Origin of the sequence: Mycolicibacterium sp. MU0050, assembly GCF_963378085.1 — a bacterium.
GTDB classification, from domain to species: domain Bacteria; phylum Actinomycetota; class Actinomycetes; order Mycobacteriales; family Mycobacteriaceae; genus Mycobacterium; species Mycobacterium wendilense.
In genome coordinates this window covers 3,112,362-3,134,861 of the sequence record NZ_OY726395.1, presented here as the reverse complement: position 1 = coordinate 3,134,861, position 22,500 = coordinate 3,112,362, and the positions used below count along the sequence as shown (strand labels likewise).

The 22,500-nt window shown below is 68.5% G+C and carries 19 protein-coding genes and 1 pseudogene; 12 read left to right on the top strand and 8 right to left on the bottom strand.

The annotated features are described in order from the left end of the window. Positions 1-30: 30 nt before the first annotated feature. From R2K23_RS14805 to sepIVA, 4 genes are all read left to right on the top strand, one after another. Complete coding sequence (locus R2K23_RS14805) at positions 31-3,414, top strand: pyruvate carboxylase (protein WP_316510353.1); 3,384 nt, start codon at positions 31-33, stop codon at positions 3,412-3,414. Further along, positions 3,411-3,971, top strand: a complete 561-nt coding sequence (gene rsmD, locus R2K23_RS14800; RefSeq protein ID WP_316517294.1) for a 16S rRNA (guanine(966)-N(2))-methyltransferase RsmD — start codon at positions 3,411-3,413, stop codon at positions 3,969-3,971. Before R2K23_RS14805 ends, rsmD begins: the two co-directional genes overlap by 4 nt. Next, a complete protein-coding gene (gene coaD / locus R2K23_RS14795) occupies positions 3,968-4,444 on the top strand; it encodes a pantetheine-phosphate adenylyltransferase (protein WP_316510352.1) in 477 nt (158 codons plus the stop codon). The genes rsmD and coaD overlap by 4 nt, the downstream gene beginning before the upstream one ends. Before the next feature lie 96 nt (positions 4,445-4,540). Continuing rightward, positions 4,541-5,278 (top strand): cell division protein SepIVA, encoded by a 738-nt coding sequence (sepIVA, locus tag R2K23_RS14790; RefSeq protein WP_316510351.1) that lies wholly within the window; start codon positions 4,541-4,543, stop codon positions 5,276-5,278. 10 nt (positions 5,279-5,288) lie between these two features. On the opposite strand, the gene R2K23_RS14785 is transcribed toward sepIVA, so the two are convergent. Beyond that, entirely contained in the window at positions 5,289-6,476 is a 1,188-nt protein-coding gene (locus R2K23_RS14785; protein ID WP_316510350.1) for an SfnB family sulfur acquisition oxidoreductase, read from the bottom strand. Continuing rightward, entirely contained in the window at positions 6,473-7,645 is a 1,173-nt protein-coding gene (locus R2K23_RS14780) for an LLM class flavin-dependent oxidoreductase (RefSeq protein WP_316510349.1), read from the bottom strand. Before R2K23_RS14780 ends, R2K23_RS14785 begins: the two co-directional genes overlap by 4 nt. A 179-nt stretch (positions 7,646-7,824) precedes the next feature. Between R2K23_RS14780 and R2K23_RS14775 the strand changes: the two genes are divergently transcribed. The 8 genes and pseudogenes from R2K23_RS14775 to R2K23_RS14740 all read left to right on the top strand — a co-directional run. Continuing rightward, positions 7,825-8,409, top strand: coding sequence for a YceD family protein (locus R2K23_RS14775; protein ID WP_316510348.1), 585 nt, complete (start codon positions 7,825-7,827; stop codon positions 8,407-8,409). Positions 8,410-8,423: 14 nt separating this feature from the next. Further along, positions 8,424-9,119 (top strand): ribonuclease III, encoded by a 696-nt coding sequence (rnc, locus tag R2K23_RS14770; RefSeq protein ID WP_316517293.1) that lies wholly within the window; start codon positions 8,424-8,426, stop codon positions 9,117-9,119. A gap of 1 nt (position 9,120) precedes the next feature. Then, positions 9,121-9,993, top strand: coding sequence for a bifunctional DNA-formamidopyrimidine glycosylase/DNA-(apurinic or apyrimidinic site) lyase (gene mutM, locus R2K23_RS14765; RefSeq protein ID WP_316510347.1), 873 nt, complete (start codon positions 9,121-9,123; stop codon positions 9,991-9,993). Further along, positions 9,990-10,403, top strand: a complete 414-nt coding sequence (locus tag R2K23_RS14760) for an OsmC family protein (RefSeq protein WP_316510346.1) — start codon at positions 9,990-9,992, stop codon at positions 10,401-10,403. Before mutM ends, R2K23_RS14760 begins: the two co-directional genes overlap by 4 nt. Further along, the gene (locus tag R2K23_RS14755) at positions 10,400-10,690 is read left to right on the top strand and encodes an acylphosphatase (protein WP_316510345.1); all 291 of its coding nucleotides are present in this window, start codon (positions 10,400-10,402) and stop codon (positions 10,688-10,690) included. Before R2K23_RS14760 ends, R2K23_RS14755 begins: the two co-directional genes overlap by 4 nt. 29 nt (positions 10,691-10,719) lie before the next feature. Beyond that, positions 10,720-14,307, top strand: a complete 3,588-nt coding sequence (gene smc, locus R2K23_RS14750) for a chromosome segregation protein SMC (RefSeq protein ID WP_316510344.1) — start codon at positions 10,720-10,722, stop codon at positions 14,305-14,307. Positions 14,308-14,346: 39 nt separating this feature from the next. After that, a complete protein-coding gene (locus tag R2K23_RS14745; RefSeq protein WP_316510343.1) occupies positions 14,347-14,931 on the top strand; it encodes a DivIVA domain-containing protein in 585 nt (194 codons plus the stop codon). A gap of 15 nt (positions 14,932-14,946) precedes the next feature. Then, positions 14,947-15,099, top strand: a pseudogene (locus tag R2K23_RS14740) (AAA family ATPase); the annotation flags it as partial. A gap of 64 nt (positions 15,100-15,163) precedes the next feature. Here the strand turns inward: R2K23_RS14740 and R2K23_RS14735 are convergent. The 6 genes from R2K23_RS14735 to R2K23_RS14710 form a co-directional block, all read right to left on the bottom strand. After that, complete coding sequence (locus R2K23_RS14735; protein ID WP_316510342.1) at positions 15,164-16,093, bottom strand: LysR family transcriptional regulator; 930 nt, start codon at positions 16,091-16,093, stop codon at positions 15,164-15,166. Between the two features lie 63 nt (positions 16,094-16,156). Continuing rightward, entirely contained in the window at positions 16,157-16,873 is a 717-nt protein-coding gene (locus tag R2K23_RS14730) for an ABC transporter ATP-binding protein (protein WP_316510341.1), read from the bottom strand. Continuing rightward, positions 16,845-18,671 carry an ABC transporter permease subunit gene (locus tag R2K23_RS14725; protein ID WP_316510340.1) on the bottom strand — a complete coding sequence of 609 codons (1,827 nt, stop codon included), beginning with the start codon at positions 18,669-18,671 and terminating at the stop codon, positions 16,845-16,847. Before R2K23_RS14725 ends, R2K23_RS14730 begins: the two co-directional genes overlap by 29 nt. Then, positions 18,668-19,510, bottom strand: a complete 843-nt coding sequence (locus R2K23_RS14720) for an ABC transporter permease subunit (RefSeq protein ID WP_316510339.1) — start codon at positions 19,508-19,510, stop codon at positions 18,668-18,670. The genes R2K23_RS14725 and R2K23_RS14720 overlap by 4 nt, the downstream gene beginning before the upstream one ends. A 158-nt stretch (positions 19,511-19,668) precedes the next feature. Continuing rightward, positions 19,669-20,907 carry an ABC transporter substrate-binding protein gene (locus R2K23_RS14715; RefSeq protein ID WP_316510338.1) on the bottom strand — a complete coding sequence of 413 codons (1,239 nt, stop codon included), beginning with the start codon at positions 20,905-20,907 and terminating at the stop codon, positions 19,669-19,671. Between the two features lie 432 nt (positions 20,908-21,339). Further along, positions 21,340-22,497 (bottom strand): iron-containing alcohol dehydrogenase, encoded by a 1,158-nt coding sequence (locus tag R2K23_RS14710; protein ID WP_316510337.1) that lies wholly within the window; start codon positions 22,495-22,497, stop codon positions 21,340-21,342. Positions 22,498-22,500 lie beyond the last annotated feature (3 nt).

The following is a 22,500-nucleotide window of genomic DNA, read 5'->3' as shown; positions in this document are numbered from 1 at the left end:
AACCGCATCCCCATACAGGCAGGGTCCACAGTGATATCGAAAGTACTGGTGGCGAATCGGGGTGAAATCGCGATTCGTGCCTTTCGTGCGGCCTATGAGCTGGGCGTGGGGACGGTGGCGGTGTACCCGTATGAGGACCGCAATTCGGTCCACCGGTTGAAGGCCGATGAGTCGTATCAGATCGGCGAGGCCGGTCATCCGGTGCGGGCGTACTTGTCGGTGGAGGAGATCGTCGCTACGGCGCAAGCGGCCGGGGCGGATGCGGTGTACCCGGGTTACGGGTTCCTGTCGGAGAACCCCGAATTGGCCGCTGCGTGCAGCGCGGCCGGGATCACCTTTGTGGGTCCGTCGGCGGAGATCCTGGAGTTGACGGGTAACAAGTCGCGGGCGATCGCCTCGGCGAAGGCGGCCGGGTTGCCGGTGCTGGAGTCCTCGGCGCCGTCGTCGTCGCCCGAAGAGCTTCTGGCGGCGGCGGAGTCGATGCAGTTCCCGTTGTTCGTCAAGGCGGTCGCCGGTGGTGGCGGCCGCGGCATGCGGCGGGTCTCGGAGTTCTCGGATCTGGCCGATGCGATCGATGCGGCCTCCCGGGAGGCGGAGTCGGCGTTCGGTGATCCGACGGTGTTCCTCGAGCAGGCGGTGATCAACCCGCGCCATATCGAGGTGCAGATCCTGGCCGACAACCACGGCGACGTGATCCATCTGTACGAGCGGGACTGCAGCGTGCAGCGGCGCCATCAGAAGGTCATCGAGTTGGCCCCGGCGCCAAATCTCGATCCGGCGCTGCGGGAACGGATCTGCGCGGATGCCGTCGCGTTCGCGCGGCAGATCGGCTACACGTGCGCGGGGACCGTGGAGTTTCTGCTCGACGAGCGTGGCCGCCATGTGTTCATCGAGATGAACCCGCGGATCCAGGTGGAGCACACGGTGACCGAGGAGATCACCGATGTGGATTTGGTGTCCTCACAGTTGCGGATCGCTGCCGGTGAGTCGTTGGCAGATCTGGGTTTGTCCCAGGAGGCGATCGTCCCGCACGGGGCGGCGTTGCAGTGCCGGATCACGACCGAGGACCCCGCCAACGGATTTCGTCCGGATACCGGTCGCGTCACGGCGTATCGGTCGCCGGGGGGTGCGGGGATTCGGCTGGACGGCGGGAGCAATCTGGGTGCGGAGGTCAGCGCGCACTTCGATTCGATGCTGGTGAAGTTGACCTGTCGCGGACGGGATTTCGCCACCGCGGTGCGCCGGGCCCGGCGTGCGGTCGCCGAGTTCCGGATCCGCGGGGTGTCGACGAACATTCCGTTCCTGCAGGCGGTTCTGGACGACCCGGATTTTCTGGCCGGCCGTGTGACGACGTCGTTCATCGATGAGCGTCCGCAGCTGCTGACCGCGCGGTCCTCGGCTGATCGCGGTACGAAGATCTTGAATTATCTGGCCGACGTCACCGTCAATCAGCCGCACGGGCAGCGCCCGACGACGGTGTATGCGCAGGACAAGTTGCCGTCGGTGGATTTGTCGGTGCCGCCGCCGGCGGGTTCCAAGCAGCGGCTGGTGGAGTTGGGGCCCGAGGGGTTCGCCCGCTGGATGCGGGATACGCCGGGGTTGAAGGTCACCGAGACCACCTTCCGCGATGCCCATCAGTCGCTGCTGGCGACCCGGATTCGCTCCACGGGACTGTTGATGGTGGCGCCGTACATCGCGCGGATGACACCGGAGCTGTTGTCGATGGAATGTTGGGGCGGGGCGACCTATGACGTGGCGCTGCGGTTCCTCAAGGAGGATCCGTGGGAGCGGCTGGCGGGGCTGCGGGAGGCGTTGCCCAACATCTGCCTGCAGATGCTGTTGCGCGGGCGCAACACGGTGGGGTACACCCCGTACCCGGAGATCGTGACGTCGGCGTTCGTGGCGGAGGCCACGGCCACCGGGGTGGACATCTTCCGGATTTTCGATGCGCTCAACAACGTCGACTCGATGCGGCCGGCGATCGACGCGGTGCGCGAGACCGGCACCGCGGTGGCCGAAGTCGCGATGTCCTACACCGGGGACCTCAGTGATCCGGGTGAGCAGCTCTACACCCTGGACTACTACCTGAAGCTGGCCGAGCAGATCGTGACCGCGGGCGCGCACGTGCTGGCCATCAAGGACATGGCCGGGTTGTTGCGGCCGCCGGCGGCGGCGCGGTTGGTCGCGGCGCTGAAATCGCGGTTCGACCTGCCGGTGCACGTGCACACTCATGACACCCCGGGCGGTCAGTTGGCGACGTATCTGGCGGCCTGGCAGGCCGGCGCGGATGCGGTCGACGGGGCAGCCGCACCGTTGGCGGGGACCACCAGTCAGCCGGCGCTGAGTTCGATCGTGGCGGCCGCGGCGCACACCGACCACGACAGCGGGTTGTCGCTGAACGCGGTCTGTGAATTGGAGCCGTACTGGGAGGCGCTGCGAAAGATGTACGCGCCGTTCGAGTCCGGTCTGCCGGCCCCGACCGGCCGGGTATACAGCCATGAGATTCCGGGCGGGCAGTTGAGCAACCTGCGCCAGCAGGCCATCGCGCTGGGGCTGGGGGATCGTTTCGAGGAGATCGAGACCAACTACGCCGCCGCCGACCGGGTGCTGGGTCGGTTGGTGAAGGTGACCCCGTCGAGCAAGGTGGTGGGGGATCTGGCGTTGGCGTTGGTGGGCGCGGGCATCACCGCCGAGGAGTTCGCCGCCGATCCGGGCCGCTACGACATCCCCGACAGTGTGATCGGATTCCTGCGTGGCGAACTCGGCGAGCCCGCGGGTGGGTGGCCGGAGCCGTTGCGCACCAAGGCGCTGGCGGGCCGCGGGCCGGCCAAACCGGTCCAAGAGCTCTCCGCCGAGGACGAGGCGCTGCTGGCCGCGCCCGGGTCCGAACGCCGGGCGACGCTGAACCGGTTGCTGTTCCCGGGGCCGACCAAGGAGTTCGAGGAGCATCGCGACGAGTACGGCGATACCAGCCAGCTCAGCGCCAACCAGTTCTTCTACGGTTTGCGTCGCGGTGAGGAGCACCGGGTCAAGCTGGAAAAGGGCGTGGAGTTGCTGATCGGGCTGGAGGCCATCTCCGAGGCCGATGAGCGCGGCATGCGCACGGTGATGTGCATCCTCAACGGGCAGCTGCGCCCAGTGCTGATCCGCGACCGCGGTATCGCCTCGGCTGTGCCGGCCGCGGAGAAGGCCGACCGCACCAACGCCGATCACGTCGCCGCCCCGTTCGCCGGGGTGGTGACCATCAGCGTCGCCGAAGGCGACACCGTCGAGGCCGGCGCGACCGTGGCCACCATCGAGGCCATGAAGATGGAGGCCGCCATCACCGCACCCAAGGCCGGCACCGTCGAACGTGTCGCCGTATCGGAAACCGCACAAGTCGAAGGCGGCGACCTACTGGTGGTGGTCAGCTGACCCGGATCGTCGCGGGCACCGCGGGCGGCCGCCGGATCGCGGTGCCGTCCCGGGGGACCAGGCCGACCACCGACCGGGTGCGCGAGTCGCTGTTCAACGTGCTCGCGGCGCGAATGGACTTCGAGGGCATTTCCGTGCTGGACCTGTACGCGGGGTCGGGCGCCTTGGGCCTCGAGGCGCTGTCACGCGGCGCGGCCGAGGCGATCTTCGTGGAGTCCGACGCGCGGGCGGCCGCGGTGATCACCGAGAACATCGCGACGCTGGCCCTGCGGGGTGCCACCCTGCGCCGGGCGTCCGTGCCGGCCTTCCTGGCAGCGGGTGCCGCGGCGCCGGTCGATCTGGTGTTCGCCGACCCGCCCTATGAGGTGCCCGACGCCGATGTGGAGGCGGTGCTGGCCGTGCTGACCGACCACAGTTGGGTCGACGAAGGCACGGTGGCCGTGGTGGAGCGCGGGCGCGGCGGGGCGCTGCGCTGGCCGACGAACTGGACACCGTTGCGCGCGCGGAAATACGGCGACACCCGGCTGGAACTGGCCTGCTACGGTCGTCATCCATGAGTGGCGCCGTCTGCCCAGGATCCTTCGACCCCGTGACGCTGGGGCATCTCGATGTCTTCGAACGCGCCGCGGTGCAGTTCGACGAGGTGATCGTCGCGGTGCTGGTCAATCCCAACAAGAAGGGCATGTTCACCCTCGAGGAGCGCATCGAGCTCATCGAGGAGTCGTGCCGGCACCTGCCCAACGTGCGGGTGGAGTCCGGCCGCGGGCTGGTGGTCGATTTCGCCAAGGAGCGTGGGCTGACCGCGATCGTCAAGGGTCTGCGCACCGGCACCGACTTCGAGTACGAGCTGCAGATGGCGCAGATGAACCGCCACATCGCCGGAATCGACACCTTCTTTGTGGCGACCGCCCCGTCCTACTCGTTCGTGTCGTCGTCGCTGGCGAAGGAGGTCGCCACCCTCGGCGGCGACGTGTCGGCGCTGCTGCCAGACGTCGTCCACCGCCGGGTACAGGAGAAATTGCGCGGCTGACCCGCGACACACCGGCGTCGCCAACACAGTCACAGGCATAACACCAGGCACACTAGTAACAACATCCGTGTGGGATACAACCTGGAGGGTTGCGCCGTGTACCGAGTATTCGAAGCTCTCGATGAATTGGGTGCCATCGTCGAGGAGGCCCGTGGCGTCCCGATGACGGCCGGCTGCGTGGTGCCCCGCGGTGACGTGCTGGAACTGATCGACGACATCAAGGACGCCATCCCGGGTGAGCTCGACGATGCCCAGGACGTCCTCGACGCGCGCGACGGCATGCTGCGCGACGCCAAACAACACGCCGACGGCATGGTCGCCTCCGCGACCCAGGAGGCCGACTCGACGCTGAACCACGCCCGCGCCGAGGCCGACCGGCTGCTCGCCGACGCGAAAGCCCAGGCCGACCGGATGGTCGCCGAGGCCCGCCAGCACTGCGAGCGGATGGTCGGGGAGGCCACCGAGGAGGCCAACCGGCTGTCGATGGTCGCCAAGCGCGACTACGAGGCCAGCATCAGCCGGGCCCAGGCCGAGGCGGATCGCCTGGTCGAAAGCGGCAACCTGTCGTACGAGAAGGCCGTCCAGGAAGGCATCAAGGAGCAGCAGCGCCTGGTGTCGCAGACCGAGGTCGTCAACTCGGCCACCGCCGAGGCCACCCGGCTGATCGACGCCGCCCACGCCGAGGCCGACCGGTTGCGCGGCGAGTGCGACATCTACGTCGACAACAAGCTGGCCGAGTTCGAGGACCACCTCAACGGCACGCTGCGCTCGGTCAGCCGTGGCCGCCACCAGCTGCGCACGGCCGCGGGTACGCACGACTACGTGCAGCGCTGAGGGGAAACCCCTACAGCTGGCCGTGCCGCGGCGGGGGCGTCGCCGACAGCGTGTAGCGGCCGATGTGCTGCAGCTTCCAGCGCGTCGCGTCATGCAGGGTGTGGGTGCGCGCGTCGCGCCAGAACCGCGACAGGTTTCCGGCCGCGGTAGCGCTGCGGGTGCCACCGAGTTCGAACAGGGCGCTGGAGGCCTCCAGGGCAGCGCGGACCGCGGCGACCTTGGCCGTGGCCACCGCGACCGACGCGGCGGCCGCGGTATCGGCGGTCAGGTGCGCCGCCGCAGCCTCGACCTGGCGGGCCGCCTCGCCGAGCAGCGCCTGCGCGCCGCGCACCGTGACGGCCAACTCACCGGCCACCGCGATCAGCGTGGGGTCCTCGGCCGCCGCGCCCACGTTCGCCTCGAAGTGCGGCCGGGCGCGGCCCGCCTGCCGGACCCCCTCCGCCAGTGCCCCGGTGGCGATGCCGACATCGATTGCGGCATGCAGTAACTGGGCTCGCGCCCCGTACAGGGTCGGGACGCCGAAGATGTCGCTGAAACCCACGACATGGTCGGGCGGCACGGCGACGCGGTCCAGGGTGACGGTGCCCGAGGCCGTGGTGCGCTGCCCCATGCCGTCCCAGTCGTCGACCACCTCGACGCCCGGGGCGTCCGCCGGGACGAACGCGATCACCTTGGGCGTGGCCGCCGTCGGGGTGTCCAGCGTGCCGTCGGACAGCGAGGCCCGCACCACCAGCCAGTCGGCGAACAGCGCGCCGGTCGAATAGAACTTTCGGCCGTCGAGCACGAAATCGCCCGACGGCGTGGGGGTCAGGCGGGTGGTGTCCACGTCGATGGGGTGCGGCCCGCGCTCCGATTGCGCGTTGGCGAGCAGCGCCCCGTCCAGGACCAGGCCGTAGAAGAAGGACTGCTGAGACCGCGAACCCTGCAGGCGCAGCGCCTCCAGAAAGGTGAAGTGCGAGTGGGGAATCTGCGCCAACGACGGGTCCGCCGCGGCGAACAGCCGGAACACCTCCGTCAGCACCGTCGCCGGCACGCCCAGACCGCCGAACTTGACCGGGACCGAAAGCGCCAGCAGCCCCGAAGATTTCAGCGCCCGGACCGCCTCGGTCGGCAGTTCGCGATGCGCGTCGCGCTCGGCGGCGCCGGCGGCGAAGGTGTCGGCCAGGTCGCGCGCGACCTCGAGCGCCTGGGTCGTCACCGCGCGGCCCCGACGAACGGAATCGGCGCCGCCGCCGACCGCTCGGGGATGCCCGCGTCGAACAGCCCGCGCTCGCGCAGAATCGGCACCACGCCCTCACCGAACCAGTACAGCTCCTCGAGGTGCGGGTACCCGGAGAAGATGAATTCGTCGATGCCGACGGCGGCGTATTCGGCAATGCGGTCCGCGACCTCGGTGTGGCTACCGACCAGGGCCGTACCCGCGCCGCCCCGCACCAGCCCGACGCCGGACCACAGGTTCGGCGCGATCTCGAGGCTGCGCGCGTCGTGCCAGGAGCCCGCGGCGCGGTGCTTCTCGTGCAGAGCCGACATCCGGCGCTGCCCCTCGGACTGACTGCGGGCCAGCCCGGCCTGCGCCTTGCGCACGGTGTCGTCGTCGAGGGCGGCGATCAACCGGTCGGCCTGGGCCCAGGCCTCGGCCGCACTGTCCCGCGAGATGGTGTGCAGCCGGATGCCGAAGCGCAGCTTGCGGCCCTCCCGCTCGCCGAGCGCCGAGATCCAGGCGATCTTCTCCCGGACCGCCTCGGGTGGCTCGCCCCAGGTCAGGTAGACGTCGGCGTGGCGGGCGGCCACCGGCCCCGCGGCCGGCGAGCTGCCGCCGAAGTACAGCGGCGGCACCGGGCTGGGCGGTTGGGCCAGGGCGGCCTGATCCACCGAGATGTAGTTGCCGGTCGTGCTGACGGTCTGGCCGGCCCACAGCCGGCGGACGATGTCGAGGAATTCGTCGGCCCGCTCGTAGCGGCCGTCCTTGTCCAGGTAATCCCCGAAGGCCCGCTGCTCGTGGGCCTCGCCGCCGACGACGACGTTGAGCAGGATGCGGCCCGGCGCGTGGCGCGCGAACGTCGCGGCCATCTGGGCCGACAGCGTCGGGCTGATCAGACCCGGACGAAACGCCACCAGGAAGGCCAGCGTCGAGGTCTCGCGGGCCAACAGCGCGGCCGTGACGAAGGCGTCCTCGCACCACGCGCCGGTCGGGATCAGGGCCCCGGTGAAACCGAACGTCTCGGCGGACCGCACGATCGACGCCAGGTAGTCGATGCTGGCCTCGCGGTCGCTGTGGGCGCTCCCGACCGGGGTGCCGTGCCCGCCGCCCACGATCGAGCGGCTGTCGCCGTAGGTGGGAAGAAACCAGTGCAGCTTGATTGTCACGACCGCCATTGTGGGGGCGTGCTGCGCGCGGGGGCGCCGGGTGCGCCCGACCGCGCCGGGCGGGCCACGGCATTCGGTGTGGCCCAGGGCCGGTCGAGGGGGCCCGCGGACTAATAATCCCGGTGATTCGGACAAGCTGTCGCGGGGCCGTCCGGGCCGCGCAAGTAGAATCGAAAACTATGTCACGTGCACGGGCGGCGGCAACGCAACGGCAGCCACGCTCGGTGTTGGCCTTCGATGTGTCGAGGTTGGGGCGGCGCCCCGGGTCCATGACCACCATCACCGAGACCGTTGCGAGTCCCATCCGCATCGGACTCGACCTGCTCGCGATCGAGGCCGGCGCGCCGCTGGACCTCGATCTGCGGCTGGAATCGGTCTCCGAGGGCGTCCTGGTGACCGGCAGCGTCACCGCCCCGACCGCCGGCGAATGCTCGCGGTGTCTGACGCCCATGACGTCCACCGTGCGCATCGACCTCACCGAGCTCTACGCCTACCCCGACAGCGCTACCGAACAGAGCAGCGAGGAGGGCGAGGTCGGCCACGTGGTCGACGACACCGTCGACCTTGAGCAGGCGATCATCGACGCCGTCGGGCTGGAGTTGCCGCTGTCGCCGGTGTGCTCGCCGGACTGCCAGGGCCTGTGCCCGCAGTGCGGCATCGTCATGGCCGACGCCGAACCGGGGCATTCACACGAACTGATCGATCCCCGCTGGGCCAAGCTCGCCGATCTGAAAGTTGTTGATCCGTCCCAGGATTCCGAATGACGAATACCCCCGAGATGGCGGAGTCGACGACGCAGCCGTTGCTCGACGCGCTCGGTGTCGACCTGCCCGGGGAGCTGCTGACCCTGGCCCTGACCCACCGCAGCTACGCCTATGAACACGGGGGTCTACCCACCAACGAGCGGTTGGAGTTCCTCGGCGACGCCGTGCTGGGGTTGACCATCACCGACGAACTGTTCCACCGGCACCCGGAGCGCTCCGAGGGTGATCTGGCCAAGCTGCGTGCCTCGGTGGTGAACACCCAGGCCCTGGCCGACGTCGCGCGCGGGCTGACCGAGGACGGTCTGGGGGCGCATCTGCTGCTGGGCCGCGGCGAGATGAACACCGGCGGTGCCAACAAGTCCAGCATCCTGGCCGACGGCATGGAGTCGCTGCTGGGCGCGGTGTATCTGGAGCACGGCATCGAGGTGGCCCGCGAGGTCATCCTGCGGCTGTTCGGCGCCCTGCTCGACACCGCGCCGACACTGGGGGCCGGGCTGGACTGGAAGACCAGCCTGCAGGAACTGACGGCCGCGCGCGGCCTCGGGACGCCGACCTACCTGGTCACCGCCACCGGGCCGGACCACGACAAGCAGTTCACCGCCACCGTCGTGGTGATGGACACCGAATACGGAGCCGGGGTGGGCCGGTCGAAGAAGGAAGCCGAGCAGAAGGCGGCCGCCACGGCGTGGACTGCGCTGGACCAGGGCTGACATGCCGGAACTGCCCGAGGTGGAGGTGGTCCGTCGCGGCCTGGCGAGCCACGTCCTGGGCCGGTCGATCAGCGCGGTGCGCGTGCACCACCCGCGCGCCGTGCGCCGCCACGAGGCCGGGCCCGCGGATCTGACCGCGCGGCTGCTCGATGCCCGGATCATCGAGACGGGCCGGCGCGGAAAGTACCTCTGGCTGGTGTTGTCCACCGAGGAGGCGCTGGTGGTGCACCTCGGGATGAGCGGCCAGATGCTGATCGGTCCGGTGCCGCGCTCCGATCACGTCCGGATCGCCGCCCTGCTCGACGACGGCACCACCCTGAGTTTCGTCGATCAACGCACCTTCGGCGGCTGGCAGCTCGCCGACCTGGTCGAGGTCGACGGTTCGGTGCTGCCCGAGCCCGTCGCGCACATCGCCCGCGACCCGCTGGACCCGCTGTTCGACCCCGATGCGGTGGTTACGGTGTTGCGGCGCAAGCACTCCGAGATCAAACGCCAGCTGCTCGACCAGACGGTGGTCTCCGGCATCGGCAACATCTACGCCGACGAGGCGCTGTGGCGCGCCCGGATCAACGGCGCGCGGCCGGCGGAGAAACTGACCCGGCCCCAGCTGCGGGAGGCGCTGAACGCCGCCGCCGAGGTGATGCAGGAGGCGCTGGCGCAGGGTGGGACGTCGTTCGACGCGCTGTATGTCAACGTCAACGGGGAGTCCGGGTACTTCGACCGGTCCCTGGACGCCTACGGGCGCGAGAGGGAGCCGTGCCGGCGCTGCGGCGCGCTGATCCGGCGGGAGAAGTTCATGAACCGCTCGTCGTTCTACTGTCCACGCTGCCAGCCGCGCCCGCGGGTGCGGCGCACAACAAAGGAGCAAGCATGACCAAACTGTGGGTCGAGCGCACAGGCGCCCGCCGCTACACCGGGCGCAGTTCGCGCGGGGCCGAGGTGCTTGTCGGCTCCGAGGACGTCGACGGCGTGTTCACCCCGGGCGAGCTGATGAAGATCGCGCTGGCGGCCTGCAGCGGGATGAGCAGCGACGCGCCGCTGGCCCGTCGGCTCGGCGACGACTACCAGGCCACGATCGAGGTCTCCGGCCCGGCCGACCGGGAACAGGAGCGCTACCCGCACCTGTCGGAGACCCTGGTGCTCGACCTGTCGGGGCTCACCGAGGCCGAGGCCGAGCGGCTGCGCGTCGTGGTCAACCGGGCCATCGACCAGGTCTGCACGGTGGGGCGCACGCTCAAATCCGGCACCGAGGTCAGCTTCGAGATTGCCGACACCGCGTCATGACCGGCCCCGCCGACGCCGCCACGCGGTTGACGGCGTGGGTGCACGGTCACGTCCAGGGCGTGGGTTTCCGCTGGTGGACGCGGTCCCGCGCGCTCGAACTGGGGTTGACGGGCTACGCGAAGAACCAGGCCGACGGCCGGGTGCTGGTGGTTGCCCAGGGGTCCCGGGAGGCCTGTGAGCGGCTGCTCGAGCTGCTGCGCGGGCCGTCGACCCCCGGCACGGTCGACAACGTGGTCTGGGACTGGTCGCAGAATCCCGCGCCGATCGAGGGTTTCGTCGAACGCTGAGCCAACCGCGGCCGGTACGCTGGCACGCCATGCACCTCAAGAGTCTGACGTTGAAGGGCTTCAAGTCCTTCGCCTCGCCGACGACTCTGCGTTTCGAGCCCGGAATCACCTGCGTCGTCGGCCCCAACGGGTCCGGCAAATCGAACGTCGTCGACGCGCTGGCCTGGGTGATGGGCGAGCAGGGCGCCAAGACGCTGCGCGGCGGCAAGATGGAGGACGTCATCTTCGCCGGCACGTCCTCGCGGGCGCCGCTGGGCCGCGCCGAGGTGACCGTCACCATCGACAACTCCGACAACGCACTGCCCATCGACTACTCCGAGGTGTCGATCACCCGGCGGATGTTCCGCGACGGCGCCGGCGAATACGAGATCAACGGCAGCAGTTGCCGGTTGATGGACGTCCAGGAACTGCTCAGCGACTCCGGCATCGGCCGGGAGATGCACGTCATCGTGGGACAGGGCCGGCTTTCGCAGATCCTGGAATCGCGCCCCGAGGATCGGCGCGCGTTCATCGAAGAGGCCGCCGGGGTGCTCAAGCACCGCAAACGCAAGGAAAAGGCGGTCCGCAAGCTCGATGGAATGGCCGCGAACCTGGCCCGGCTGACCGACCTGACCACCGAGCTGCGACGGCAGCTCAAACCGCTGGGCCGCCAGGCCGAGATGGCGCGCCGGGCCCAGACCATCCAGGCCGACCTGCGCGACGCCCGGCTGCGGCTGGCCGCCGACGACCTGGTGCAGCGCCAGGCCGAGTTCGACGGCGTCGGCGGCACCGAGGCCATGCTGCGCAAGGAGCACGAGGAGGCCGCCGAACGGCACGCGGCCGCCCTCGAGGAGCTGGGTGCGCACGAGAGCGCGGTCGGCAGCCTCAGCGAGCGCGCCGACGCCGCCCAGCAAACCTGGTTCCGGCTCTCGGCGTTGGCCGAGCGGGTCGGCGCGACGGTGCGGATCGCGACCGAACGCGCGCAGCTGCTGGAGGCCGAGCCGGTCCAGACCGGCGGGCGGGATCCCGAGGAGCTCGAGGCCGAGGCCGACGAGGTTGCCGCCCTGGAACAGGAGCTGCTCGACGAGCTCGAACAGGCCCGGATCCGGGCCGAGGCCGCCCGCGCCGAGCTGACCCGCGCCGAGCAGGTGGCCGCCGAGGCCGAGCGCGCGCACATGGCCGCGGTGCGCGCCGAGGCGGATCGCCGGGAGGGTTTGGCCCGCCTGGCCGGGCAGGTGGAGACCATGCGGGCCCGCGTCGAGTCGATCGACGAGCGGGTGGGGCGGCTCACCCAGGGCATCGAGGACGCCGCCGGGCGGATGGAGGCCGCCCAGGCCGAGTTCGAGACCGTGCAGAGCCGGGTCGGCGAGCTGGATCAGAGCGAACTCGGGCTCGACGAGCACCACGACCGCAGCGTGGCGGCGCTGCGGCTGGCCGACGAGCGGGTGGCCGAACTGCAGGCGGCCGAACGCGGCGCCGAACGTCTGGTCGCCTCGCTGCTGGCCCGCATCGAGGCGCTGTCGGTCGGCCTGGACCGCAAGGACGGTTCGGCCTGGCTGGCCGAAAACCGCAGCGGCGACGGACTTTTCGGGTCGGTGGCCAACCTGCTGAAGGTGCGCTCGGGCTACGAGCCCGCGCTGGCCGCGGTGTTGGGATCGGTGGCCGACGCGATGGCCGCTGAGTCCTCGTCGGCGGCGCGATCGGCGGTCGAGGCGCTCAAGAGCGCCGACGGGGGCCGCGCGTCGATCGTGGTGGGGGACTGGCCGGAACCGGCGCGGGCGAGCGAATCGCTGCCCGCCGGGGCGCAGTGGGCGCTGGACCTCGTCGAGACCCCGGCGCGGCTGCGCGGGGCGATCACCGCGATGCTCGCCGACGTGGTGGTGGTCGAGGACCTGAGCGCCGGGCTGGATCTGGTGGCCGACCGGCCGCGGCTGCGGGCGGTGACCCTCGAGGGTGACCTGGTGGGCCCGGGTTGGGTCAGCGGCGGTTCGGACCGCAAGCCTTCGACGCTGGAGATCACCTCCACCATCGAGAAGGCGCGCGCCGAGTTGGCCGCCGCCGAGACCCAGACCGCCGAACTGGGCGCCGCGCTGTCCGGGGCGCTGGCCGAGCAGGCGGCCCGGCGCGATGCGGCCGAGCACGCGCTGGCGGCGCTCAACGAGTCCGACGCCGCCATCTCCTCGATCTACGAACAGCTGGGCCGGCTCGGGCAGGAGGCGCGGCTCGCCGAGATCGAATGGCGCCGGCAGATGCAGCAGCGCGAGGAACTCGAGGCCGGCCGCGGTGAGACCCTGGCCGAGCTCGCCGAGCTGGAGACCCGGCTGCGCAACGCGCAGGAAACCCCGGCGGAGAGCGATGCCGAGCCGGTGGACCGCGAGCAGATGGCCGCGGCCGCCGACGCGGCCCGCGCGGTGGAGGTGGAGTCCCGGCTGGCCGTGCGTACCGCCGAGGAACGCGCGAATGCCGTTCGGGGACGGGCGGATTCGCTGCGCCGCTCGGCGGCCGCCGAACGCGAGGCCCGGGTGCGCGCGCAGCAGGCCGCCGCGGCCCGCGAGCACGCCGCCGCCGTCGCCGCGACGGTGGCGGCCGCCGGGCGCGAGGTGGCGCAGCGACTCGCCGGTGTGGTGGGCGCGGCCGCGCGCAACCGCGACCGGCTCACCGCCGAACGTCAGCAGCGCGCCGCGGCGCTGACGGCCGCCCGCGAAGAGGTCGACGCGCTCAGTGCCCGGATCGCGGCGCTGACGGACTCGTTGCACCGCGACGAGGTGGCCAAGGCGCAGGCGGCGCTGCGCATCGAGCAACTCGAGGAGCAGGTGCTGGAGCAGTTCGGGATGGCGGCCACGGACCTGGTCGCCGAGTACGGACCCGAGGTGCCGCTGCCGCCCACCGAGCTGGAGATGGCCGAATACGAGCAGGCCCGCGAGCGCGGCGAACAGGTGACTGCGCCGGCGCCCATGCCGTACGACCGGCCGACCCAGGAACGCCGCGCCAAACGCGCCGAGAAGGAACTGCGCGAACTGGGCCGGGTCAACCCGCTCGCGCTCGAGGAGTTCGCCGCGCTGGAGGAGCGCTACAACTTCCTGTCGACCCAACTCGAGGACGTCAAGGCCGCCCGCAAGGATTTGCTCGACGTGGTCGAGGACGTCGACGCCCGCATCCTGCAGGTGTTCACCGAGGCCTACGCGGACGTGGAACGCGAGTTCAGCCAGGTGTTTTCGTCACTGTTCCCGGGCGGGGAGGGCCGGCTGCTGCTGACCGATCCGTCGGACATGCTGACCACCGGGGTGGAGGTGGAGGCCCGCCCGCCCGGCAAGAAGGTCAAGCGGCTGTCCCTGCTCTCCGGCGGCGAGAAATCGCTGACCGCGGTGGCGATGCTGGTCGCGATCTTCCGGGCCCGCCCGTCGCCGTTCTATGTGATGGACGAGGTGGAGGCCGCGCTCGACGACGTCAACCTGCGCCGGCTGATCGGGCTGTTCGAGCAGTTGCGGGAAAAGTCCCAGCTGATTGTCATCACCCACCAGAAGCCGACCATGGAGGTCGCCGACGCCCTCTACGGCGTCACCATGCAGGGCGACGGCATCACCCAGGTGATCTCGCAGCGGCTGCGGGGCCAGGAGTTGGTCGGTAGCGGCGGTTAGTGCTTCGTGCAGGGGGCCGGCGCTTTAGCATCAGCAGCCATGGACGACTATCCGAGTTTGCTGAGTAGTGCCGAAGAAGTGCGATCGGCGGTCTTCAGCGCCCCGAGGATCGGTCGACGTGGATACAACTGTGACGAGGTGGACGCCCTGTTGGATCGCGTCGTGAACCGGATGGAGGGGCGCGACAACCTGACCGCGGCCGAGGTCGCCGAGACGCGGTTCGGCAAACCGCCGCTGGGGAAGCGGGGTTACCGGGAGGAAGAGGTCGACCTCCTGCTGGACCGCATCGTCAGGACGCTGGAGTCGATGCGGCCGCCCAGCCCGCCCACGGCCGCGCCGACCCGGTCCGCGGGTGGACTCACCGCCGACGATGTGCGCAACGCGACGTTCAGCCCGCCGTCGCGGTGGCGGCGACGGCGGGACGGCTATCGCGAGAGCCAGGTCGATGATTTCCTCGACGCGGTGGCCACCCGCCTCGATACCGGTCGGGGGCTGACGGCGGCGGAGGTCCGCGCCGCGCGATTCGACAGCCCCGCCCTCGGCCAGCTCGGTTATGCCGCCGCCGAGGTGAACGCGCTCCTGCAGCGGGTCGCGGAAGCCCTCGACAGCCAGGAAAGGCGCTAGCGGTTCGAGTCCGCCGGACATCAGGTCAAGCGGCTGTCCCTGCTCTCCGGCGGCGAGAAGTCGCGGACCGCGGTGGCAATGCTGGTCGCGATCTTCCGGGCCCGCCCGTCGCCGACCTATGTGATGGACGAGGTGGAGGCCGCGCTCGACGACATCAACCTGGGCCGGCGACGGCATCACCCAGGTGATCCCGCAGGGCCTGCGGGGGCAAGGAGTTGGTGGGTGGCGGCAATCAGTGAAGCTCGGAGTCCGCGGCCGTCCCGGACGCAGCTTCGCGCACGATCGCGCGTAGAGCCAGTTGTACCATCGGGTTTCGGTAGGAATCTCGCCGGACAACTGCCCAGTAACTCAGCGGGTGCCTGAATTGGTGATGCAGCACGGCGCGAAGGCTGGGCTCGCGACCGGCCAGGTAGTCGGGGAGTAACCCGATACCAGCCGAGGCCACAGCGGACTGGACGTGTACGAGAACCGATGTCGACCTCAGGGCCTTTGCCGACTGGGGAAGCAGATCCGTCGCCTTGTCGAGGTCATCGACCTGCAGTGCCGAGTCGATGTAGTAGATCACCGTGTGGGCGGCAAGGTCCGACAAGCTCTCCGGTACGCCGTGCTCCGCAAGATAAGCGTCCGTAGCGTAGAGGGCCAGGCTGTAATCGCGCACGTGGACCATGTCGGCGCGATTATTCACAGCAGGACGACCGATGACGATCTCGATGTCGAGATCCGATCTCGTTTGGCGCCAAGACCTTGTAGCCGAGATCAACTCGAAGCTGAACTGTGGGCGTTCCCGGGCGAGCCTCGCCATCGCCGGAGCCACACAGAATGAGCTGAGCCCGTCCGGAGCGCCTACTCGTACCACCGTGGCGACCTGACCCGTTTGTCCGAGTCTGCCCAGTGCGCGTTCGATCTCTTCGGCAGCGGTGATGACCGTCTGGCCGGACTCGGTTGGCACCCACCCCTCCGCCGACCGTACGAAAACCCGGCTCCGGAGCGCCTTCTCGAGGTTGTTCACCCGACGCGACACCGTCGTGTGAGTGACGCCCAAGATGCCGGCAGCAGCGTTGAAGCTCCCAGACCTCGCTACTGTCAATGCCACGAGCAGGTCGTCGGCGCTGACCTGTGGCATCACCTCCGGAGTCTCCAAGACCTGCTCAGGGCTCCTCACGCGTAAACCGCCGGTCATCTTGCCCGCTGCCGACGGTGTTCCGGCAGCGCTTTGCCGCCGCAATCACACTCCCAGGTACTGCAGCTGAAGTTCCCTGTCGTCGGCGATCGTCTGTGGTTCGGTCCGCATGACGATACGGCCCGAGTCGATTAGTACGACGGTATCGCAGACGGAGGTCGCGAAGCCCAAGTTCTGCTCCACGAGGACGACAGCGATCTCGCGTTCCGTGCACAGTGTGCCGATGGTCTGACCGATTTGCTCGACGATGGACGGCTGAATGCCCTCGGAGGGTTCGTCCAGCAAGATCACCTTCGGCTGGGCGATCAGGGCCCGGCCCAAAGCAAGAATCTGTTGCTGTCCGCCACTGAGTTGTCCGCCGGCCTGACGCCGTTTCTCGGCGAGGATGGGGAACTGGTCATACATGTTCTCGACTTCGGCTTGCCACGCGGAGCGACGCGCTCGCGGCACCGCGATCCGCATGTTGTCCTCCACCGACAGACTGGCGAAGATCCGACGTCCCTGCGGGACGTAGGCCAACCCGGCAGCGGCTCGTTCGTGAGCCTTGAGCCGAGACAGGTCCACCCCGTCGAGACGCACCGATCCGGTATGAGGGAGGTGTCCCATCATGGCCTTCAAGGTCGTGGTCTTGCCCACGCCATTGCGACCGAGGACACCCAGCACCGATCCGGCTGCCAATTCGAACGAGACGTCCTCGACTATCTTGGTCTTCCCGTAACCGGCGTGCAGTCCCTCAACGCTCAGTACTGACTGTGCGGCCAAGGTACACCTCCAAGACGTCGTCGTTGCTCTTGATCTCTTCCAGCGTTCCGCGGGCCAACGTCCGTCCCCGGTCCAGGACCGTGATCGGCGCGCCGAGTTCCTCGACGAACTCCATGTCGTGCTCCACGACGATCACCGGGATCTGTTCGCCCAATTGTCGTGCGACCCGGGCGATCTGAGAACTCTCCTCGCGACCCATGCCCGCGGTGGGCTCGTCGAGCAACAACACCGACGGCGAGGCGGTCAGGGCCATCGCGATGTCGAGCCACTGCTGCTGACCGTGGGCGAGGACCTGCACCTCTTCCACATTCGCAGCCGGTCCGAGCCAGCGGACGAACTCGTCGGCCACCTGGGTCGATTCCGCGGCGCTCTTGCCGCTGCCATAGGCTGCGAGCCACAGGTTCTCCCGTGTCGACAACCCGCCGAAAAGGCTCGGCACCTGACGTTTGATGGACATCCCCGCACGAGTACGGCGGTTCGGTCGCCATCGCGAGATGTCCCGTCCGTCAAGATACACCTTGCCGGCGGTTGGTGTATAGGAACCGGCGAACAGGTTGAACAGCGTGCTTTTGCCGGCACCGTTGGGGCCGAGCAACGCCTCTACCCCGGGGCCGTCGATACTCCAGTCGACGCCCGCCACCGCCTTGACGCCACCGAATGCCTTCTCGACGTTCTCGGCCCGTAGGGACAGCGCCCGACCGGCCAACGCGGCCGAGGGTAGCCCACGTTCGTCGACGGCGACAGCGTCGTGGACGGGCTCGCTCGAGTCCTCGCGCCGCCGCCACGTCGTCAACAGGTCCGTGAGGGTCGGGACTACGCCGCGGGGTAGCACCAGCACGATCAGGATGAGCACCGCACCGACTACCAGGGGCGTCACATTCGTTCCGGTCGACGTGACACTGGTGGTGAGCTGCTGCAGGCCGAAGACGCCGACGAAGGCGCCGAGAACCGACGTCCGGCCACCGACCAGGCTCCACGCGACCACGAGGGTGGCCTGTTCCAGCCCGAACAGTGAAGGGTCTGCGAACCCGCCCCAGGCGGCGTACAAGCCCCCGGCCAGGCCTGCGATCGCGCCGCCGATGACAAAGACCATCAGCTTGTGGAGGCGAGTGTCGAAGCCTACCAACGTCGTTCGGGCCTCGTTCTCACGCAGCGCACGCGCAGCGCGACCAAAGGGGCTGCGCTGCAACACCAACACCCCGAAGGCGACCAAAATCGCGGTGACCGCCGTGAAGACGAACAGTTGCGCGATGGCGAGTTCGTAACCGCCGGGCAGCGTGATCGGCGCGATGCCGCTCATCCCGTTGTATCCGCCCAGCCGCGCGTCACCGATCGCGTAGCTGGGATCTGCGGTGCTCGCCATGAGCGTGAACGCCACCAAGGTCGCGGCCAGCGTCGCGATCGCGACGTAAACCCCTGAAACATCGCCGTAGAACAGGAAGTAGCCGAGGATCGCCGCCACCACCACCGCGGCGACCATTCCGATGATCAGGGAGCTGAGTGTCTCTCCGGTGCGGTCGACCAGGTTGATCGATCCCGCGCCGTAGGCGTAGGCCCCGATGCCGAAGAACAGCACTTGGCCGAAACTGAATACACCCGCATGGCCCCACACCCACACCAAGCTCAATGTCAGGACCGTCAGGGCCAACCAGCTGGTCCACTGCCGGAGTTCGAACTGGCTCACCGTGTGCGAGAGCACCAGGACCACCACGATGCTGATCGCCACGGACAGCCAACTGCGCCACCAGGCTCCGCGTGGGGCGAGCAGAGTGCGCCACCGCGCCTCAAAAGTTCTCACAGGTCTCTCCTCAGTCGGCCCGAGATGCCGTTCGGCAGCACCCGGACGAGTACCAGCGCCACGACTAGCAGTGCGGCGATCCCGATCAAGGGTGCGAACAGGTCCGACGCCGCGCGTTGGACCGTGCCGAGCAGACCGGCCGCGCTGACGGTTCCGGTGATCACCCCTGGTCCACCGACGACCACCGTCATGAAAGCCTGGGCGATGTAGACCGATCCCATGTTCGCCGAGACAGCCACGATGGGAGCCAACAGCGCCCCGCCCGCTCCGGCCAGTGCGCCGCCCAGACCGAAAGTCCACATGTTGGTGCGGGCCGCATTGACGCCCACCGACGCCGCCGTCTCCGCGTCCAGCGCCGCGGCCCGGGCCCGCAGACCGAATCCGGTCTTGACGAACACCCACCACACGAGCGCGAGCAACCCGACCGCGGCCACGATCAGCACGATCCGGTACATGCTGACCGAGTACCGTCCGATCGAGACCACCCCCAACGGGGTGGGGATGCCGGCGGGGCTGGTGCCCCAGATCAATACGGCGACTTGGACGAGCACGAGGCTCAGACCGAAGGTCGCCAACATCGTCGACTCGAGCCGCCCGTACAACCGTCGCACCAGCACCTGTTCGACCACGATGCCGAGCAAACCGGCGATCAGTGCAGCGACCAGCATCGCCAGTGGCAGCGGAATTCCGATGCTGTACCCGGAGTAGGTGGTGAAAGCTCCGATCATGAGGAATTCCCCGTGAGCGAAGTTGATCACGCCCATCATCCCGAAGATCACGGCCAGGCCCAGCGAGATCAGAACGAGGATCGAAACCCCCGTCCCGACCCCGATCGCCAAGTTAATTACTGTATCCCATTGCATGTGTTCAAATCACTCCGCCGTCGTGTACTGCTCGTTGATGTTGGGTCGGCGATCGAATCGCAGACGTATTGCGCGCAACGCATACGACGTTGCCGCGGGTCTGATGCCTCCGCAGTGGCCGCCGCGCCGGCGGATCAACTTGTGGGTGTGAATTGCTCGTTGAGGTCGGGGTTGGAGATCAGGTCGCAGACTTCTTGTTCGAAGGATGGCGCGACGTTCTCCCGGGTCTCGATGACCTCGAAGTAGCCGTCGGGCCCGTTGGTCCGCCCGATGCTCACATTCTGGATCACGTTGTGGCTGGCAGGATCGAGCTGCATGCGGCCGGCCGGACCGGTGAACTCGATGCCTGACTCGAGTGCCTCGATCACCGCGCCCTGGTCCAGCTCACCGGCCTTCTCCACGGCTTCTGCCCAGAGGTGCAGCCCACTCCACACCGAGTTGACCTCGTCGGGCAACGGGGCTTTCAGCGCGCCGTACTTGTTCTCCCAAGCCTCGATGAACTCCGTGTTTTCGGGGCTCTCGATCGACTGGATATATGGGTAGGCGACGTAGATGTTCTCCTGCTCGGCGGCGCTGAGGGCCTCGGTCTCACCGTCGGTGCCGAAGGTGCTCGACGCGATCGGCGTCGTCTTGTTCAGGCCCGCGGCCGCGAAGGATCTGTAGAAGGACTGGTGGTTGGCGCCAACCAAAAAGGACAGCACCAGATCTGGTTGCAGGCGTTGGATCTCATCGACCACCGACCCGAAATCGGAGCTTTCCAGCGGGATGTAGCGCTCGCCGACCACTCGCGCGCCGGCCTCCTCGGCGAACTTGCGCCCCCACTGACCGGAGATGTGGCCGAAGTTGTAATCGGCACCGGCGATGTAGACCGTTTTGCCCGGTTCGTTCAGCATCCGCGGCACCAACGCCGCCAGGCTCTGCGACGGCACGACACCGGTGCTGAAGGTGTTCTTCTCGCAGATGCCGCCCTCGTTGAGTTCGCTGTAGATGTAGGGGATGCCGGCGCGGGAGAAGATGGGTTGAATCGCCGCCCGCGAGGCGCCATTGATGCCGGCGAAGGCCACCGCCGGCTCGTCACGCAGGGCCAACTGCTCGGCGTACTGCTTGTAGTTGGCGATGTCGCCGCCGGAGTCGTAGAACCTGACCGTGAGTTGCTTACCCAGCACGCCACCGTCGGCGTTGATCTGATCGACGGCGAGGTTCAACGCGTCGAGCATCGACTGCCCGACGACGCGCTGCACTCCGCTGGTGTCATAGACCGCGCCCACCTTGATGCTGTCGCCGTCGTTGCCGGGTCCACCACCACAAGCCGACAGTCCCACCGCCAACAAACCCGCAACACCAACTGCCATCGTCTTGACCGACTGCCTCATCACGTTCTCCTCATCCGGTTTTCGTCCCGAGACCGCGCCTGCGCGTCACTGGCCGTCTTGTATGTGACATGGCCCACTCGGTTCGATACATGATGGCCGTTGGCGAAGAACGTTGTAAAGGCACATATGTGCAGACCCCTTGTGCGATTACGAACAACGCTGGGTGTGCGTGTCAGCTTGAACAGACGCGGCGTACTGCTGAAATCCCAGCCATAAAGGGCGATCTCCGCCGCTTTCGCGGTGACGCTGCAACTCGCGCCTGGAGCCGAGCGGTGTGCACCCACGCAGAAGTCTTGTGCGGTCAGCGCTATTGGCCGACTGCCCTCCGAGTAACGGAACCACCCGAGTGTCGGGTGCGTTGGAGCTGACGTTGGTGGAAAGTGGCGGCTCATATCGACTCGATTACGCGGACGTAGCTGCAGTAGTGCGCTCTCAATAGATCTCGCGATAGAGGTCCACGATCTCTTCATGCGTCGGGATCCTCGGGTTGTTGCCGGGCGACCCGGACGCCAACGCCTGGGTCGCCATCGTATCCAGATGTGCCTCCCACTCGGACCTGTCGATCCCATAGGTGTGCGGGGTGGGCACCTCTACGTCGATACACAGTTGTTGGAGTTCGGACACCAACGCGGTCGCGGCGACGCGATCGCCAGCGAATTCACTGGCGACGCCCATGGCTTTCGCGCAGTCGGCGTATCGCGTGACGGCGTGATCCACGGAGAACCTCGTTATGGCCGGCAACAGCATGGCATTGGACAGGCCGTGTGCGACGTGGAAGTGGCCCCCGATAGGCCTGCTCATTCCGTGCACCAGCGCCACGCTTGAGTTCGAGAAGGCCATCCCCGCCTGGGTGGAGGCCAACATCATGGCTTCGCGGGCTTCGCGGTCCGTACCGTCGGCGTACGCGCGGCGCAGATGCTGCGAGATGGAGTTCATGGCCGCGAGCGCGAGGGCGTCGGTGAACGGGCTGGCGCGGCGGCTGACATAGGCTTCGATGGCGTGGGTCAAGGCGTCGACCCCGGTATCGGCGGTCAGCCGGGCCGGCATGGACAGCGTCAGTTCGAAGTCGACGACGATGGCGATCGGAAGAAACGACAAGCCGGGGCAGAGCATCTTCTCATCGGTGTCACCGTCGGTGATGACGGTGAACTGGGTGGCCTCCGAGCCGCTTCCCGCTGTCGTCGGGATCGCCACGATCGGTAGCGTGGGGCCGGCGTAGCTGCTCGGCGCCTTGTACGCGGCGATGTCACCGCCGTTGGCCGACAACACCGCCAAGGCTTTCGCAGTGTCCATGGGGCTGCCCCCACCGAAGCCGATGATGGCGTCGGCGTTGTGTGTCCGGACGAGTTCGAGTCCGTCGGCGAGGGAGGCGACCGTCGGATCGGGAACGGTGTCGGAGAACACGGCGACCTCGAATCCTGCGGCCTGCAGCGCCTTGGCGAGCCGTTCGGCCTGGCCCGTGTCCGCCAAGTACTTGTCGGTTACCACGACTGGTCGGTGGATGTTCAATTGGGTGACGACGTTTGCGAGGTCGCCGATGGTTCCGGCGCCGATCTTGGCGAACCGGGGCAGTGCGATGTCAATGGTCATGGG

Excerpts from the sequence above, each read along its gene's own strand:
- rnc (WP_316517293.1), top strand. The coding sequence starts at position 8,424 with ATGGCGGAGTCGACGACGCAGCCGTTGCTCGACGCGCTCGGTGTCGAC.
- mutM (WP_316510347.1), top strand. The coding sequence starts at position 9,121 with ATGCCGGAACTGCCCGAGGTGGAGGTGGTCCGTCGCGGCCTGGCGAGC.
- R2K23_RS14710 (WP_316510337.1), bottom strand. The coding sequence starts at position 22,497 with ATGACCATTGACATCGCACTGCCCCGGTTCGCCAAGATCGGCGCCGGA.
- R2K23_RS14755 (WP_316510345.1), top strand. The coding sequence starts at position 10,400 with ATGACCGGCCCCGCCGACGCCGCCACGCGGTTGACGGCGTGGGTGCAC.
- R2K23_RS14745 (WP_316510343.1), top strand. The coding sequence starts at position 14,347 with ATGGACGACTATCCGAGTTTGCTGAGTAGTGCCGAAGAAGTGCGATCG.
- coaD (WP_316510352.1), top strand. The coding sequence starts at position 3,968 with ATGAGTGGCGCCGTCTGCCCAGGATCCTTCGACCCCGTGACGCTGGGG.
- smc (WP_316510344.1), top strand. The coding sequence starts at position 10,720 with ATGCACCTCAAGAGTCTGACGTTGAAGGGCTTCAAGTCCTTCGCCTCG.
- R2K23_RS14775 (WP_316510348.1), top strand. The coding sequence starts at position 7,825 with ATGTCACGTGCACGGGCGGCGGCAACGCAACGGCAGCCACGCTCGGTG.
- R2K23_RS14715 (WP_316510338.1), bottom strand. The coding sequence starts at position 20,907 with ATGAGGCAGTCGGTCAAGACGATGGCAGTTGGTGTTGCGGGTTTGTTG.
- R2K23_RS14760 (WP_316510346.1), top strand. The coding sequence starts at position 9,990 with ATGACCAAACTGTGGGTCGAGCGCACAGGCGCCCGCCGCTACACCGGG.